This window comes from Pontibacillus salicampi (assembly GCF_042434395.1).
Lineage (GTDB): Bacteria > Bacillota > Bacilli > Bacillales > BH030062 > Pontibacillus > Pontibacillus salicampi.
The window spans coordinates 129,005-145,926 of the sequence record NZ_JBHLTP010000004.1; the positions used below are offsets into that span (position 1 = coordinate 129,005).

At 40.6% G+C, this 16,922-nt stretch carries 16 protein-coding genes; 9 read left to right on the top strand and 7 right to left on the bottom strand.

Annotated elements, in window-relative coordinates; all coding sequences use genetic code 11:
• Nucleotides 1-22 precede the first annotated feature (22 nt).
• Nucleotides 23-856, top strand: a complete 834-nt coding sequence (locus ACFFGV_RS07295; RefSeq protein WP_377346138.1) for a LysR family transcriptional regulator — start codon at nucleotides 23-25, stop codon at nucleotides 854-856.
• 136 nt (nucleotides 857-992) lie between these two features.
• Here the strand turns inward: ACFFGV_RS07295 and prpB are convergent, their stop codons facing one another.
• The 3 genes from prpB to mmgD form a co-directional block, all read right to left on the bottom strand.
• A complete protein-coding gene (gene prpB / locus ACFFGV_RS07300) occupies nucleotides 993-1,913 on the bottom strand; it encodes a methylisocitrate lyase (protein ID WP_377346140.1) in 921 nt (306 codons plus the stop codon).
• A 24-nt stretch (nucleotides 1,914-1,937) separates the two neighbouring features.
• Entirely contained in the window at nucleotides 1,938-3,380 is a 1,443-nt protein-coding gene (locus ACFFGV_RS07305; RefSeq protein ID WP_377346142.1) for a bifunctional 2-methylcitrate dehydratase/aconitate hydratase, read from the bottom strand.
• A 340-nt stretch (nucleotides 3,381-3,720) separates the two neighbouring features.
• Nucleotides 3,721-4,836 (bottom strand): citrate synthase, encoded by a 1,116-nt coding sequence (gene mmgD / locus ACFFGV_RS07310; RefSeq protein WP_377346144.1) that lies wholly within the window; start codon nucleotides 4,834-4,836, stop codon nucleotides 3,721-3,723.
• Nucleotides 4,837-5,082: 246 nt separating this feature from the next.
• On the opposite strand from mmgD, the gene ACFFGV_RS07315 reads away from it, so the two are divergent.
• From ACFFGV_RS07315 to ACFFGV_RS07325, 3 genes are all read left to right on the top strand, one after another.
• Entirely contained in the window at nucleotides 5,083-5,868 is a 786-nt protein-coding gene (locus tag ACFFGV_RS07315) for a nucleotidyltransferase domain-containing protein (RefSeq protein WP_377346146.1), read from the top strand.
• Nucleotides 5,869-6,251: 383 nt separating this feature from the next.
• Nucleotides 6,252-7,283, top strand: coding sequence for a MerR family transcriptional regulator (locus ACFFGV_RS07320; RefSeq protein ID WP_377346148.1), 1,032 nt, complete (start codon nucleotides 6,252-6,254; stop codon nucleotides 7,281-7,283).
• Nucleotides 7,284-7,485: 202 nt separating this feature from the next.
• Nucleotides 7,486-8,229 (top strand): PAS domain-containing protein, encoded by a 744-nt coding sequence (locus ACFFGV_RS07325; RefSeq protein ID WP_377346151.1) that lies wholly within the window; start codon nucleotides 7,486-7,488, stop codon nucleotides 8,227-8,229.
• Nucleotides 8,230-8,256: 27 nt separating this feature from the next.
• Here the strand turns inward: ACFFGV_RS07325 and ACFFGV_RS07330 are convergent, their stop codons facing one another.
• Genes ACFFGV_RS07330 through ACFFGV_RS07340 form a run of 3 tightly spaced genes read right to left on the bottom strand, consistent with a single transcriptional unit; the run spans nucleotide 8,257 to nucleotide 10,351 of the window.
• Nucleotides 8,257-8,601, bottom strand: a complete 345-nt coding sequence (locus tag ACFFGV_RS07330) for a VOC family protein (RefSeq protein WP_377346153.1) — start codon at nucleotides 8,599-8,601, stop codon at nucleotides 8,257-8,259.
• Nucleotides 8,598-9,632 (bottom strand): S-adenosylmethionine:tRNA ribosyltransferase-isomerase, encoded by a 1,035-nt coding sequence (locus ACFFGV_RS07335; protein WP_377346155.1) that lies wholly within the window; start codon nucleotides 9,630-9,632, stop codon nucleotides 8,598-8,600. Before ACFFGV_RS07335 ends, ACFFGV_RS07330 begins: the two co-directional genes overlap by 4 nt.
• Nucleotides 9,629-10,351 (bottom strand): SDR family oxidoreductase, encoded by a 723-nt coding sequence (locus tag ACFFGV_RS07340; RefSeq protein ID WP_377346157.1) that lies wholly within the window; start codon nucleotides 10,349-10,351, stop codon nucleotides 9,629-9,631. Before ACFFGV_RS07340 ends, ACFFGV_RS07335 begins: the two co-directional genes overlap by 4 nt.
• Nucleotides 10,352-10,618: 267 nt before the next feature.
• Here ACFFGV_RS07340 and ACFFGV_RS07345 point away from each other — a divergent pair, with 267 nt between their 5' ends.
• The 3 genes from ACFFGV_RS07345 (at nucleotide 10,619) to ACFFGV_RS07355 (ending at nucleotide 13,238) form a co-directional block, all read left to right on the top strand.
• On the top strand, nucleotides 10,619-12,016 hold the full coding sequence (locus ACFFGV_RS07345; protein WP_377346159.1) for a sucrose-specific PTS transporter subunit IIBC: 1,398 nt from the start codon (nucleotides 10,619-10,621) through the stop codon (nucleotides 12,014-12,016).
• 294 nt (nucleotides 12,017-12,310) lie between these two features.
• Nucleotides 12,311-12,541, top strand: coding sequence for a DUF2553 family protein (locus ACFFGV_RS07350; protein WP_377346161.1), 231 nt, complete (start codon nucleotides 12,311-12,313; stop codon nucleotides 12,539-12,541).
• Between the two features lie 139 nt (nucleotides 12,542-12,680).
• Entirely contained in the window at nucleotides 12,681-13,238 is a 558-nt protein-coding gene (locus ACFFGV_RS07355; protein ID WP_377346164.1) for a metal-dependent hydrolase, read from the top strand.
• Here ACFFGV_RS07355 and ACFFGV_RS07360 read toward each other — a convergent pair.
• On the bottom strand, nucleotides 13,230-13,916 hold the full coding sequence (locus ACFFGV_RS07360) for a YczE/YyaS/YitT family protein (RefSeq protein ID WP_377346166.1): 687 nt from the start codon (nucleotides 13,914-13,916) through the stop codon (nucleotides 13,230-13,232). The two genes, ACFFGV_RS07355 and ACFFGV_RS07360, sit on opposite strands and share 9 nt — an antisense overlap.
• A 278-nt stretch (nucleotides 13,917-14,194) precedes the next feature.
• Here ACFFGV_RS07360 and ACFFGV_RS07365 point away from each other — a divergent pair, with 278 nt between their 5' ends.
• Together ACFFGV_RS07365 and cls are read left to right on the top strand one after the other, a co-directional pair.
• Nucleotides 14,195-15,184, top strand: coding sequence for a hypothetical protein (locus ACFFGV_RS07365; RefSeq protein WP_377346168.1), 990 nt, complete (start codon nucleotides 14,195-14,197; stop codon nucleotides 15,182-15,184).
• A 149-nt stretch (nucleotides 15,185-15,333) separates the two neighbouring features.
• A complete protein-coding gene (cls, locus tag ACFFGV_RS07370) occupies nucleotides 15,334-16,839 on the top strand; it encodes a cardiolipin synthase (RefSeq protein ID WP_377346170.1) in 1,506 nt (501 codons plus the stop codon).
• Nucleotides 16,840-16,922: the final 83 nt, after the last annotated feature.

Consider the following 16,922-nt stretch of genomic DNA (forward strand, 5'->3'; position numbering starts at 1 on the left):
GTAGAAAAGGAGGTTCGGTTCTATGCAGTTGCAAAAGGTGAAATACTTTATTGAAGTAGCCAAGCAAGGCAGCTTCACGAAAGCAGCGAAGACGTTTTACATATCACAGCCTGCACTCTCTAAACAAATTAAGTTGTTGGAGGATGAACTGGGCTTTTCTTTATTTGTTCGAACCTCCAGGGGATTAACTTTAACAGAGAAGGGGACGGCCCTTTACCAGGATATGGAGCCTCTGTTTCAGCGAATGGAACAATTGTTGTATCAGCACAAGCATCAGGATGTTCTGCGATTCGGGTCTACCCCGTTACTGAGCTCTTATTTTTTGCATCAATACTATCACAAGTTCGAATCTATGCAGTTCCACGTAACCGCTATCGAGGATGATAGTCGTGATCTCATTCCATTGCTGCAAAGAAAAGATATTGATGCTGCTATCGTACAGGATATAGAGTCTGTTCCAGATTTGTATTCCAAAAAATTATTTCAGGATGAATTTGTGGCAGCTGTTCCTACTAATCTTCCTATCGCACAACAAACGGTACTGACTATGGAGGACTGCCTTACCTTCACGCAAATCATCCCACCTGCTTCAGGGTCTCCTCTTCATCAAAGACTTAGAGAAATATACAAAGCCTACCATTTCCAGGGAGATATAGTGGAGACCCATTATCAGGCAATGGTTGGTCTTGTATCGCTCGGTATAGGAGTTGCTTATATCCCAAGAGTAATGGCAGCCCAAATTGATTACAAAGGTGTTGTGTTTATACCAATAGAAGGGTCCCCTTTAACAAGAACAATGTATTTATACGCAACCTCTGCAGCCAAGCTGGCTTATTTATTCAACACCTTTTCTTAATGTACTTATAGTGTAAACGGGTTAGGTGGATAGGTGGTAATACCATTTTGCTATACTACTATAACCTCAGGTTATATCAATGCATTTGAAGACATAATAAAAGGGTGATCCCTGATGGGAACACCCTGTCTGTATATTACTTATTTTCTTTTCCGATCTGTGGTAAAACTGTTCTTGCTACTTTCTCATCTAGTTCTTCATATTCGTAATATTTTATAGTGTCATACAAGTCAGAGCGACTTTGCATATCATCTAACATGTCCTTTTGAGTATCCTTCTCCAATATCTCTGTAAATACTCGTTCGTATGCTTTAGCTGCAACACGCAAGGAGGTGACAGGATAAATAACCATTTCAAACCCAAAGGATTCGAATTCCTGAGCTGTGAAATATGGTGTTTTCCCAAATTCTGTCATGTTAGCGAGCAGTGGTGCAGCAATTTTCTCAGAGGCATATCGAAAATCTTCCTCACTCGTTAATGCTTCCGTAAAAATAGCATCTGCTCCAGCCTCCACATATCCATTCGCCCGTTCTATTGCCTTTTCCATGCCTTCGACTGATTTAGCATCCGTTCGAGCAATGATGACAAGAGAAGGAGCTACTTCTTTTATGGTTTGTATTTTCTGCATCATCTCTTCTGCTTCAATAAGCTTCTTACCGTTTAGGTGGCCGCACTTCTTAGGTAGGTGCTGATCTTCAATTTGAACAGCTGCTACTCCTGCCTCTACCATTTCTCTAGCGGTTCGAGCTACGTTGATAACACCTCCATAGCCGGTGTCAATATCAACAAGCAGAGGGAGGTCAGTTGCTCGAATTAGTTCTTGAGCACGCTCTGCTATTTCATTGGAATAGATCAACCCAAGGTCTGGTAAAGCACGACTGGCTGTATATGCTGCTCCAGAGAGATATAAAGCTTGAAACCCAACATCCTTGGCGATTTTAGCAGACATCCCATCATGTGCCCCTGGTATTTTTAATATTTCCGGCTCTTTCATGAGCTGTCTGAAACGCTCTGCTCGTTCCGGTTGAGTTGATTTTGGTTCGACAAGCCATGTCATAAATTAGCCTCCTCTATAGGTTGATTAAATATGGAATAAATCCATAAATTCATTAACTGGCTTACGAGCAAGATCATTATGATCTTCACATAGCGTGATAATACTTTCCACTTGTCGTATTGGAAAACGAGTTTTTAAGTTATCATGAAACTTATTCAATAGTAACGGAATACCTTCCTCGCGGCGTCTTCTATGGCCGATTGGATATTGTATTTCAACCTGTTCTGTTGAAGTACCATCTGTGAAGAATACTTGAACCGCATTGGCGATCGAACGCTTTTCAGGATCAAGATAGTCCTTACTGTATTGTGTATTTTCTGAGGTCTCCATAACATCACGAAGTCGATCGATTTGCGGATTACGTGCCATCTCATCCTCGTAATGGTCAGCTGTAAGGGATCCATAAAGGAGTCCAATTGCTGTAATATATTGCAGGCAATGGTCACGATCCGCTGGGTTATGAAGAGGACCGGTCTTATCAATAATTCTAATGGCAGATTCGTGTGTAGTAACTACTACTTTTTCAATCTCATCTATGCGGTCCTTCACCTGATCGTGTAAACGAATGGCAGCCTCTGCAGCAGTTTGGGCGTGGAATTCTGCTGGATAGGATATTTTAAATAGAATATTCTCCATCACATAAGAGTCAAAAGGACGAGCAATCTTCAGCTCCTTACCATTGAAGAGTACATCCTGGAATCCCCAGCCTGGAGCAGAAAGTGCTGTTTTATAGCCCATCTCACCTTTCATAGTCATCATAGCTAATCGGACACCTCGACTCGTTGCATCTCCTGCGGCCCAGGATTTACGGGACCCAGTGTTAGGAGCATGACGATAGGTGCGCAGGCTGGAATTATCTACCCAAGCTTGGGATACCGCGTTGACCACGTCTTCTTTAGACCCTCCAAGCATAGCAGTAGCAACCGCTGTAGTAGCAACCTTCACGTAAAGGACATGATCGAGACCTTGGCGATTCAAGCTGTTTTCAAGGGCTAAAACCCCTTGGATTTCATGGGCTTTTACAATATAGTCCAGCACAGTATCCATCGTTAGAGGGCTCTTACCATCAGAAATGCGTGTACGGCTCACATAATCTGCCACAGCTAGAATTCCACCAAGGTTATCAGATGGGTGTCCCCACTCGGCAGCAAGCCATGTGTCATTATAGTCTAACCAACGAATCATACAGCCAATGTTGAAGGCACCATGAACAGGATCGAGCTCGTGAGATGTTCCTGGAACTTTTACGCCATTTGGGACAACTGTACCTGGCACAATGGGTCCAAGATGCTTCGTACACTCTGGATAACGAAGTGCCAATAATCCACATCCAATAGTATCCATTAATACATATCGTGCTGTTTCCAATGCTTCACTGCTAGTTATATTGCCATAAACTGCATAATCTGCAATCTGTTCTAATACTTGATCAGTTGATTTAGCTTCATTTACTTTCACGTCTGCCATTGGTATCTCCACCTCTTTGTATAATATATGTACTTACAAACCGGCCAGCGGAACCCGACCGGCGTTTCCTAATAGAATAATATACTGTAACTGTGAGCTTATGCTCGCTCCAGGGCCTACCTCCTCGGGTCATAAGTCCAACCTCGCTGTGGCAAAGAACGCCACGTCGAGGGTTGACTTATGCCGGTCGGAGGTGAACAAGGCCCTTCCGCTTTTCGTTTATGTCCAGCTCCAGGGCCTACCTCCTCGGGTCATAAGTCCAACCTCGCTGTGGCAAAGAACGCCACGTCGAGGGTTGACTTATGCCGGTCGGAGGTGAACAAGGCCCTTCCGCTTTTCGTTACGGATGTAAGTTTCTTGGGCCGGTGTAGTGGACTCTTGGTCTGAATAGTTTGTTGTTTGCGTGTTGTTCAGAGATATGGGCGCATAGGCCGACTGTTCTGGCTGCATAGAATATTGGTGTATATAAGTCAATGGGGATATCTAATAGATAATATACTGGTGCTGCATAGTAGTCCAGGTTCGGATACAATCCTTTTTCTTCTCGCATCAGTTCTTCGCCTGCGTCGCACATTTCATATAAATCCATACGTCCTTTTTCTTCGGCAAGCTCACGAAGTGCTTCTTTCATTAAGGCTGCTCGTGGGTCCATTTTCTTCATATATACGCGATGTCCAAAGCCCATTATCTTTTCTTTATTGCGTAGCTTTTCGTATAAGAGGTTTCGGAAGCCGTCAATTGTTTTTCCTTCCAGGAGCATGTACATAACGGCTTCATTAGCTCCCCCATGAAGGTTTCCTTTTAGAGATGCGACGGCTCCAGTTAAAGAACCATAGATATCTGAATTAGTGGAAGCTATGACTCTAGCAGTAAATGTAGAGTTTGGCATTTCATGCTCGCTATATACCATTAAAGATTGGTCGAAGTAAGCTGCTTCCTTCTCGGTCGGTTCTTTGCCAGTAATCATATAGAGGAAGTTTGCGCTGTAAGGCAGCTCTTGTTTTGGAGCTACAGGTTGTTTATGGTGTAGAATGTGATAGCTGTTGGCAACGATGTTTGGGATTTTTGCAAGTAAACGGATGGCTTTATGCTTAGTTTGCTCCTCTTCTCGCTCATTTAAGTCAGTGTCATGACCAGCGAGAGCAGAAATGCCTGTTCGCAGGGCATCCATTGGATGTGTTTGTTCAGGGAGCAGCTCAAATAGGTTGAAAAAATTCTCTGGAAGGCTATATTCTCGTTTTAATTCTTCTTCTAAGGAAGCTTTCTCAGAATTAGTTGGCAATTCCCCTCTGAGAAGAAGGTGAACTAGGTCTAAGTATTGTTTGTTTTCTGCTAATTCGATTAATTCGTATCCTCTAATGACGATTTCTTCTGCATCCACATCTAAATAGGAAATATTCGTTTCTGTTGCAATGATTCCATCTAATCCGGGTTTATAAACGGTTTGTTCTGCCATAATGTCCCTCCTAATACTAGTAAAAAAATCTAGGAAACGCTTACAAAATAGCTGGCTTTTTGTCGGAATTTTTTGTCATGATGCAACTCTATTATCGGTAAAATCATAGATTGTGTCAACGCTTACTTCATAGACATAGAATGACACTATTTTGAGGAAGTTATTGAATATAAGGGTAGGGGGAGAGATGGGATGGAAGCTCGTCCCATGATACAATAGGGAAAAAGAGGAAGGAGACTGGCAGTAATGCATGAAGAAATATATCCGTATCTATCTAGTATTGAACAGCAATATAACGTCAAAATTGTCTATGCCTGTGAAGTGGGCAGCAGAGCCTACGGGCTGGCTTCCTCCAAAAGCGATTATGATATTCGTTTCATATATGTTCCCCATCCAGAATGGTATTTATCGATAGATGAACAGAAGGATGTTATTGAAAAGCAAATTCACCCTTCCCTCGATTTACATGGGTGGGAAATTAGGAAGGCTTTAAGATTGTTTCGTAAATCAAACCCTTCTCTATTAGAATGGCTGCATTCACCGGTTAAGTATCGGAAAGGCGAATGGTTCACAGGTCCTCTGTTGGATTTGCTGCCTGAAATGATGTCTCCAGTATCAGTGCTGTACCATTATATGAATATGGCGAGACGTAACGCTAAGAAAGCTCGAGCCAAAGGAGATGCTATCGCCTTGAAAGAGATGCTGCTCATTTTGCGTCCTTTATTGATGTGTCTTTGGATTAAACAATATGAGACATTTCCCGCACTGAACTATGAGGATTTGTTAGGAAAGCTCAATTTACCGACAAATGTCCATTTAAGTCTTGAAAGAATTAGGGAATTAAAGATTAACGGTGCTTCAAAGGAAGCAGTACCAAATCAGGAGCGTCTGTTTCGATACATAGAGGATCAGTTAGAGGAAATAGAGGAGTATATTGCTCAGCTTTCCTATACAAGGACTGCTTCAACCGAGAAATTAAATACTATTTTCAGAGAGACTCTGTATCATAAATGGGGAGCTTTTTTTGATTAGTGTACAAGGAACTTATTATGGATACTACTGGAAAAGCTTCACCTCACAATAATCATCTCGAAAATAAGCCTTCTACTATCTAGTGAATGTTTATAGCAGAATGAAAAAATGAAAATAGGTACTTTACCTTTACGTAACGTTAACCCTTATGCTTTTATTAGAAGGCTCTGCTATAGACTTATGTTGTTGTTAGGTTGATCTATATAAGGAGATAGTGGAAGACTTGGTTTCGAGATAGTATTTAGAAATGGGTCCTAGTTATATTAGGAGAATGGCCCAGCCATTTTCGCTGCCTTCCTAAATGGGTGGAACATATATGGGGTGAGATAACAGTTTTCCTCAGCTATATCAGAGCAGAGCCTATTAGAAAGGGAGGGGATTGTATGAAAATGAAAGAAGCAGCTAAGCAATTAAATACGACACCTAGAACTATTAGATTCTATGAGGAAAAGGGATTACTGACGCTAGAGAAGGGTGCTAACGATTATCGATATTTTAAGGAAGAAGATTTGTGGAGGCTTCAAACTATTCTTTCCTTAAGAGAGCTTGGTATGGGAACGGACAGGATTAAAGAAGCCCTGACTGAAGCATCGCCCATTCATACATACTTAAACATGCAGCGTTCAGCTCTCTATGGAGAGTGGCTCCAGCTGAAGGACACCATTCATACCATTGAGACTATGCTTCAAAAGGAAGAAGCGCAATTGTCAGAGGAGGATCTATTCTACTTAGCAAATCGTTTGAAGGGTAGAAAGGAATTACGGGACAAGTGGGAGGATGAGTGGAATTTCAACGAACAAGCTAAGAAGTATGACCTTATGATAAAGACAACAGGCTATCGCTTTAATGTCCATGAAGGGTACGACGAAGCTTTGGAGAGAGTGAAGGTATTAGCGGATGTTTCTGAAACTTGTGTTGGATTGGATATTGGCATTGGAACTGGAAATCTTGCCGAAAAATTTATTCATCAAGGGAATAAAATGATAGGGGTAGATCAGTCAGAAGAAATGCTTAAGGTGTGCAAGGAAAAGCATTCAGAAATTGATTTGCGTCATGGCCATTTTCTAGCCTTGCCGGTGATGGATAAAGGGGTTGATTTCATTGTGTCTAGTTATGCACTCCACCATCTTCCGGACGAAAAGAAAATAACAGCCTTTCAAGAAATGGAAAGAGTGTTAAAGCCAGGTGGAATAATAGTTATCGCTGATTTGATGTTTACAGATCAAAAGGAACGGGAGAAAACACTAGCGGATTTTGCTAAGGAAGGGAATCAGGAAGCCATAGCTGCAATAGAGGATGAATATTATGGCAATCGCCGTGTATTGGTAGAATGGCTGGAAGTAAATGGGTTCAGTGTGAGAACTGAGAAAATAAATCGTATTTTACACGTGCTTAAGATACAGAAAAGTATATAATGGAGTAGGGACCAAAACCTCACAGAGAGTTTTGGCCCCTTTTTTATAAAAATGTTACAACCTTTCATGAAATTGTTTTATTTGTAAACTAATTGAGAAAAGGGGATAGCATATTTTTGTCGAATATAAGGTGAAGGGATAAGTCTTTATATTTATGAAATAAAAAAGGATAAAATAGACAAAACAAGCGAGGGTGAATACGGTGATAAATCTTGCAACATCAGAAAAAGTGCTCGATGGATTGTCGGTAGGTGTATTGGCAATAGATTTAGAATACCGTGTGACAACAATTAATGACGCAGCAATAGAGTTACTACAGGTTAGAAAAGAGGATATTATGGGGAGAAGTGTTTATGAGACATTCTCCGACGCTCCAGAAGATGTAAGGTATGTAGAACGAACCATAGATACTCAAGAGGAAATATATTTAGAGGCAATTCCTTATATGTGGGGAGGGTATCATAAATACTTTTCCATAAGGACAAAGCTTCTTCGTGAGAGAAATGATGTTATTGGTGCAATGGTAGAGTTCTATGATGTGACGAAGGCAGAAGAACAGCACAAGGAACTTATTAATCGTATGGAGGATATGGCTGTAAACGTCATCCCGCTTACAAACTCCATCGCATTATTACCCTTACAGCCAATCATAGATGAAGTAGAATTCCATTATATACTGGATAAAGGAATTAAGAATGTTGCTAGAATGAAGGTAAATAACCTGATTATTGATTTCTCTAGTATAGCAACAGTGGATTACGCCTTTATTGATAAAGTGAAAACCTTTATCAAATCATTAGAGCTGTTAGGCATAAAGGTTAGAATTTCCGGTGTTCGCCCGATTGTAGCTTTAGAATGGCAGAAACGGAGTGAGCCTCTTCCACATACAGAGTTTTTTCCAAGCTTACAAGCAGCTTTAAATAGATTAATTCCAGAAATACAGTAAAAAGTACAGTAGCTCATACTGTACTTTTTACTTTTGCTGCAGCAATTCCAATATTGTCTTCTGTGGTCCTTCAACAAAGACAGTCAGCCATTTTTCTTGTTCAATCCAATAGGGGCCCTCTAAAGGAGTGATTCCCGTTCTTTGTAATTCCTCCTGCAGATTTTCTATTTCAAAACAGAAATGAACGTTTGGATTTACTAGTTGTGATGAATGTTTTATCAATTCGATTCGAGTATTTTGTTTTTTTAGAAAAGTAATTTCCTCCCCTTGGAAGAATAGTTCCTTTTCTATTTGAAATCCGAAATTTTGTGTAAAGTAACGAATGGACTGAGGCAGATGACGAACCTCATAACCAATATGATGCAATTTCATTCTTCGCTATTCCTCTTAAATAGCAGGTTTACATCACCGAATTCATGCCATAGGTAGCCCTTCTTAATCGCTTCCTGATAGGTTTGGAGTAACCTTTCTTGTGGGATAAAAGCACTCAGCATATCCAAATGACTTGCTTCTGGTTCATGGAATCCAGTTAATAAGCCGTCTGTTACGTATAATGGGGTGTTCCCATCAATATGCAAATCAGTAACTCCACTTGCCTTTTGAATCCCACCATTCGGCAGAGCAGCGGTCTCTAGCGCTCGAACTACTGTTGTTCCCACCGCAACGACCTTCCTCCCTTTAGCCTTCGTTTCTTGTATTACCTCCGCAGTAGTAGCTGGTACTTCAAATATTTCCGGATGCCCCTTTGGTGTCGGCCAATGATTGTTCTCGTAGTAGCTTAATCCTGTATGCAGGGTAATGAAGGCTGTGTTGATCCCTTGGGCTTTAAGTGAACGTAATAATCGCCAGGAAAAGGCTCTTCCAGCAGAGGGCATTTCTACAGATCCTGGGACAGAGGCGAAAACCGTTTGGAACATATCTAGTGGCCAGTTCTCCTCCATGTACTCGTATTGAACAGGGGAGCCATGCTGTAAAACAAAATCGATAAATTCTCCTTCAGGTAAAGAAAAAGCTACTCTCATAAGTGGTGCTTCAGCCCCTTGCCCCAGCACCTTTATTTCCACCCCATTTGGAAGCTTTATTGGGGAGTTAACTTGGACGGCATTTCCAATAATTAAAGCGTCCCATTCCAAAGGGGAAACCATTCGTGATAGTCTTATTTCCACCTTCTGTTTATATTGCTTCCCATATAATACCGGAGGAATGGTCCGGCTATTGTTCAAGACTAGTAAATCTCCTTCTTCCAGCCATTGTGTTAGGTTACGAAAATGGCTATGATAGGAATCTCTATCCGGTTTTGTTACCATCATCTTAACATCATCTCGCTGTTTGCCCCGATATTCAGCAGGCAAGGAAGCATTTAACGAATCCGGTATTTGAAAGGATTGATGGGCTGTACTCATGTGTTGTCACCTCCGATATGCTGTGCTTCATGTCTAGAACCATTTGCCTCCTTTGATGCATCTGATGCTAAATAAAGAAAAACGTAGGTTATATCTTCCGGTTTCGCTAGCTCATAATCACAATCAGGTACAGCGATATGATGCATTTCTGTATCCATTTCTCCTGGATCCACTAAATGAATGGAGATATTGGTATCTGACAATTCGTCAGCCCACACAGCGGTCAACCCCTCCAAACCAAACTTGGAAACACTATAGGCTCCCCATTCAGCTAATCCTGTCTTACCAACCTCAGAGGTTACATTAATAATCGTTCCTTTATTTCTGGCAAGCATACCAGGTAATGCCCTTTTCGTCATAAGAAACGCGCTGGACGTATTGGTTCGTACAACCTCTTCAAAGGACTCTTGTGGGTAATCCATTAACAGTGTTGGACCGGGGCCAAAGGAAGAGGCGTTATTGATAACAACATCTACACGTCCAAAATGGTTCTCCACTACAGAAATAAAACGATCTACATCCGTTCCATTAGCAGCGTCGGCCTGAACTGTGACAATCTCCGTTCCCATTCTTTGCACTTCTTCTTTTATTTCTTGCAAATGCTCCTTGCCTCTTGCACAGATACCAAGGTTATATCCCTCTTGTGCGAATGCAAAAGTCAACGCTCTACCAAGACCTTTCGTTGCACCTGTAATAATAGCTGTTTTTCGTTGATTCATTATAAAATGCTCCTTTCGAGTTGTTGTTTTCGATATAGCATTATTGTAGGATACAGGTGATTATCTAACATCAGGGAAGAGGCTGAACTTCTCTTACGAAGATGGAAGGATAGTAGGCTACGACTTTCGGTGTAGTCTAAGCTTAGCAGCTGTACACTCCATTAGGAGGTGAAAATGGGGGTTCCCTCTGTGCAGTAGCATACCGGATGTTAATTGGGTAACACTAATCTATAGCCTAAATATCGCTGATAAGGAGTTGAATTACACATGGCAACTAACAATCAAATTGCTGCTGAGGTTTTGGAAGCAGTTGGTGGAGAAGAGAATATTCAATCCATAGCACATTGTGCAACAAGGCTTCGTATTATGGTCCACGATCAAGAGAAGGTGGACATTGATACAATAGAAGGCATCGAGAAAGTGAAGGGAGCTTTCTTCAACTCTGGTCAATTTCAAGTTATTTTTGGGACAGGAACGGTCAATCGTATTTACGAGGAAATCAACAAACTAGGTGTAGAAGGCTCTACTAAAGCAGAGGTGAAGGAAGAAGGAGCACAACAAGGGAACAAGTTCCAACGGGCGGTACGGACGTTTGGGGACGTTTTCGTTCCAATAATACCGGCTCTAGTAGCGACAGGGCTGTTTATGGGACTTCGAGGTCTTGTGCTGCAGGAACAGGTACTAGCTCTCTTCGGATTAGCACCAGAAGATATTTCCGATAACTTTATCTTGTTTACTCAAGTTTTAACAGATACGGCATTTATTTTCCTGCCTGCCTTGGTGGCATGGTCGACTTTTCGTGTTTTTGGTGGAAGTGCTATTATAGGGCTTGTATTAGGATTAATGCTCGTTACACCAGCATTACCGAATGCATGGGAAGTAGCAGCAGGAAATGCAGAGGCACTTGAATTTCTTGGTTTTATTCCTGTTCTTGGCTATCAGGGTTCTGTGCTGCCCGCTTTTATCGCAGGGATGGTAGGAGCCAAGCTAGAAAAAATGATACGAAAAAGAGTACCGGAATCATTAGATTTAATTGTGACCCCTTTTTTAACATTACTTATTATGATTACGCTTGCATTGTTTGTTATTGGACCTATTTTTCACATTGTCGAAGAGGGAATATTGTCTGGAACGAAAGCAATACTAGGGCTGCCGTTTGGAATTAGCGGACTCATCATTGGATTTGTTCATCAAATCATTGTGATAACAGGAGTGCATCATATATTTAATTTGTTTGAGATCCAGTTGCTGGAGAGTCAAAATGCCAACCCGTTTAACCCAATCATATCAGCTTCTATTGCGGCACAAGGAGGGGCGGCGCTGGCAGTAGGATTAAAGTCATCATCAAAGAATATGAAGGCTCTAGCATTACCTTCTTCCCTGTCTGCTTTTCTTGGTATAACAGAACCAGCGATATTTGGTGTGAACCTACGCTATTTCCGGCCATTTATCATGGGGTTAATAGGTGGCGCAGCAGGTGGTTTCCTAGCCTCCTTATTTCAGCTGGAAGCAACAGGTATGGCAATCACGGTAATCCCTGGTATTTTACTATTCCTAAATGAACAGTTATTGCTTTACTTGTTAGTGAATATTGTCTCTATTGCGGTTGCCTTCGGATTAACCTGGACTTTTGGCTACACAGATAAAATGCTTGAGGATAAATAACTTAAAAAGCTGGAGGAGAATAGCTGGTTCTCTTTCAGCTTTATTTAATCTCGGTTATGAGGATTCCTGTTCTGAGCTTCCGCACTTAAAGAATATACATATAAATAATCAGAAAATTTAGGTAATATCACTATTTCCAGTTCTTTTTCGTTGGCATAGTCTATAAGAATATAGTAAGCTCAATTTATAATTGAGCTTGTAATGTGGATTACAGTAATTTCTACACGTCATCTGTATGATAAAGGTATCATTAAAGAAACTACTTGCTATCTTTAATGAAGGAGGGTACAAAAGATGACCGAAAAGGTGGATATTACCGACCAAGTGTATGGAAAGCTGAATGGAGAAGACTTACTTCTCTATTTTAAGCAGTTTCGTATTGGGGAAGTTACTTTTGTAAACCAAAAGAAGGAATATGTCCTAGTACCTGGATATACCACAGAAAACCATCGCATATATAAAATCCAGCCAAAGGCGGAACCAGTTACCCAATTTGTGGAGGGCTGTGACCTTGGATGGTGCTGACACGATATATGGATTGAGCCCGATACAGTTTGGCCTCTGTCAAACGTCTGGGCGCAATCCATCCTTTTTTTCTCCCAGTCCCTTTCGCTTCCTAATGGGAGGAATAAAAAATAATAAATATGAACAAGGAGTCTTTGCAGTGAATACTCTACACCACGGATTTTGGACGTATGTTGTACTAAGAAATCGAAAAGAAGCGGTTAAATACGCAATGGTCGGCAGTATTTTTCCTGATATCGTTTACTACATTATGTTTTTGTATATATTAATTTTTGGAGATATCCTAACAGCCGATGCAGTTAATACTATAGGATGGACAGGTGTAATCCATGATATGGCTCATGCATTATTTGCTCATCCTGTTGTGGAAGTGCTCCGTCAGGCTGGACATTCTATCGCTGTTTGGGCAATAGTCTATTGTTTCGTGGCGTATTATAAAGGGTGGAGGATAAATCGTTGGACAGGCTTCCTATATGGATGGCTTGGCCACATCGTCATTGATTTATTAACCCATGTAGAAGATGCGATACCACTCTTCTATCCATTTAGTGACCTTATTATACGAGGACCTATCTCGTATTGGAATCCCACCTATCACGGCGATGTTTTCTCTTTTATTAACGGTATTCTCATTATCGTGGCAATTATTTGGCTGATTATACAAAAAGTGAACGCTCGTAGCAAGCGCTCACTCTAATACACTATCAGACCTTGTTTTGTTTGTATGGCCTAATCGTTCTATAAAATCTGATTTCTCAAAGAAGAATTGAATGATTGGGCCTAAGAATAAAGCAGTAATCAGAGTTCCCACTCCGACAACCTCCCAGCCGCCTAGTAAGAAGCCTAACAGCGCCAGACCGCCTTCAAAGAGGATTCGAACAAATCGTTTAGATTGGTTTGTTCTTTGGTTGACAACGACCATGAAGTGGTCCACTGGAATATGAGGAAATGGGGAGCGTAAATAAACAGCAATACCAAGTCCAAGTAAAAATACTCCTAGACTGAAAACACTCCACTGCGCCCAAATAAGTTCAAGCTTTTCTTCGCCTAAAATGGTATAAAGCCATACATTTAAGCTCAATCCCCGTAACAAAATCGGAAGAATAGATTCAAACCGAGGCCTTTTTCCTTCAATCTTGGCATTGATTAATACAAGGGCAATGAACCCTGCGATAAGAAAATACCCTACTTTAATGTTAAATCGTTCAGAAAGACCAAACGCTACTGTATCACCGGGAGCAACCCCGACTCCTGATTTAAACAAAAGGGCAAGTCCCAGACTGGAAATGATAATTCCGAATAAATACAGCACAAACTGGAATTTCTTTCGTTTGTTACCTAAGTAATGATCATATATTTGTTGGATTTTTTGCATGCTGTAACTCCTTTTTACCAAAACCTATTTTTATTACTTGTCTGGAAGGGTATAGGTAATAGTATATTGGATATCTGCTAGACAATCCTAAATACAGGATATAGAAAATTGTTAAAAAGATAAACCTAAATGCAACACTGACACATATTATAACCAATCATGCCACTATTTAGATAGAGGATTTACAAAATTATTAAAAATAACAGGAATGCCCTTACATTTAGACGAAGTAGTATATAGGTATCCAATTATAGACAAATTTGGGAGGGGGAAAGTGCATGGGACCAAGAAATATAGAACTTGTTGAAAAAGCGAAGCTATTTACTCAAGACAAGCTTTCCTTTTGTACGTATGTCTGTTTAACAGGTTCATCCGCGAGGGAGGAAGCAGATGAATTTAGTGACATTGACATTATTGGTTTCACGGGTCGAGAACAGTTTCTAGGAGAGCATGATTTATATTTCCAAGGGGATATCGTTCAAGTTGAAGTGAAATCCATATTGGAATTTCCGAACAAGTCACTCTTTTCCTACAATCCATGGCATTTTAAATACTTAACGGAATCCATTATATTAAAAGATAACAATGGGGAGTTAAGTAAACTTCAGGGATGGGCAAAGTCCTATTATGCTTCTATACAAGGACAGCGTGACGTCATACACGATGTAGAGAACATAGTTAATGGAAGAAAGTATTATGCACAAGATCAATTAGAAAAGAGGGAGCTCTTTGAAGCAACTCATGCTGCAATGGGTGCATGGGCAGAAGCGGCGCTCTTATATCAATTTTTAAAGTATCACACCAATTCCTCTGACGCTGTCATTCCGAATATAGAGAATCTCGCAATTATGAATGAATTAAGAAGGTCTGTACCGTTTACCGTACAGTCTCCTGTTGATATAGATCGCATTCGAGGTACATTGAGTGACCTGCGTGCTTATCTGCGAGACCATGGCTTTGAACATATACCTGGAATTTCAACAATACAGGAAGACCTGGAAGCCCAAAAGACAGAACGATTGGTTCGTAAGGAACAGTGGTTTAATTTGCATTGGCATTGTTATAGCGAAGCATTTCTCATCATTTTACGAGCTTCCCAGCAGGAGTCATTCACTGAATATTTTCAACAGCTGCCGTCATCTCTTCAACAGGGTCTGAATCGTCTCGGATTCATAACATTATCTACTGAAGCCATACACACTTTGATACATGTAACAGATACACTGATGGAGCTATCCAGGGAAACTATAACTAGCGAACAAATTTAATCATATATAAGTTTAAAATCCTGGCTGCAAATAGCATGCTAGGATTTTTTTCTGGGAATGTATCCTCCTCCCCTTATACCTGTTTGATGAAAGGAAGGTAGGGGAAGGGTAAGTAAGATGGAGTTTTTACTACAAAAAGGAGAAATCGAATGAGACCATCCTACCAAATATTAATCCTATCTATATTAGTTACCAGCATATTTGTGCTTGTAATCGTTCCGCTTAGCTTCGTTCTACAAATGGTATTCACAGCTATCTACACCATCTTTATCTTATTCGTGTCCTTTTATATTATTCTAGAAAGAAGATCCTCCACGAATACGATGCTTTGGGTGTTTTTTATTTGGTTTATCCCTGTATTCGGGTATCTCTTCTATATTTATTCTGGACAGCTTACGAGAAAAGGTATCCTATTTAAGGAGAAGAAGGAAAAGGCAACTAAAGTTTTTGAAGAGGAGGAGCCGATTGATTACGCATCTGAGGATTTGCCGCTTCTACACCAGCAAAGGAAAATATATAACTTGATACAATCATACGCAGATACTCCCTTGAGAATGAATAATGAAGTGAGTGTGCTTACTAATGGGCATGAGGCATTTCCGAGAATAAAAGAGGAGCTGAAGGAAGCCAAAAACTTTATTCACATGGAATACTATTTATTCAACTCTGATCAAACAGGGGAAAGTATTATGGACATCCTCGTAGCAAAAGCTCAGGAGGGAGTAACTGTACGATTACTGTATGATTCAGCAGGCAGTTTGAAGTTGAAGAATAAAGATATAAAACGTATGAAGCAGGCAGGGGTGGAAGTACACGCCTTTCTTCCGATATGGAGTGGTTTCTTCACTCAAACCTTTAATTTCCGTAATCACCGCAAAATCATTGTCATAGATAATAGGATTGCCTTTGTAGGCGGCATGAACGTAGGCGATGAATATCGAGGTATTTCCAATGAGTTCCCTAACTGGCGTGACACTCATACAATTATAAAAGGAAAGGCAATTAAAGAATTACACTTGATATTTCTTGTTGATTGGTGGTATATAACCAATCGATATTTGATAGATGAATATAGTTCAGCAGAGATGGCCATTCCAGATGGATGGAATACACAGCTGCAGGTAGTACCAAGCGGCCCTCATAATGAACGCCAAATTATGAGGGATGTGTACACTATGCTTATTCATACTGCCGAGGAAAGTGTCCAAATAGCAACGCCCTATTTTGTTCCCTCCAGCGAAATTCACGCTGCCTTACGTATTGCTGCACAGCGCGGAGTGAAAGTGTCTATTATGGTACCTAAACGTTCGGATAGCTGGCTAACTTATTATGCGAGTCATTCCTACTTTCCAGAGTTATTGCAAGACGGGATAAATATCTATTTATACGAACCAGGCTTTATGCACCATAAAATTGTTCTCATTGATCAACATACAGCATCGGTGGGGACAGCTAATATGGACCTGCGAAGCTTTTATTTAAACTTTGAGGTCAATACCATTCTTTATGAAGGAGAGCCGGTGGAGAAGCTTGTTGCGAATTATGAAGAGGATTTACAGTTTTCCATGAAAGTTCAGCTGGAATCCTTTGAACGAAGATCCAACTATAAGAAAGTGAAGGAATCATTTGCACGTCTTTTTTCCCCGTTATTATAGGAAGAACAGTATAGAATCCTGTCACATTTTAGGTGGCAGGATTCTTTATGCTATCTAATAATAACAATACATGTTAAATTAGA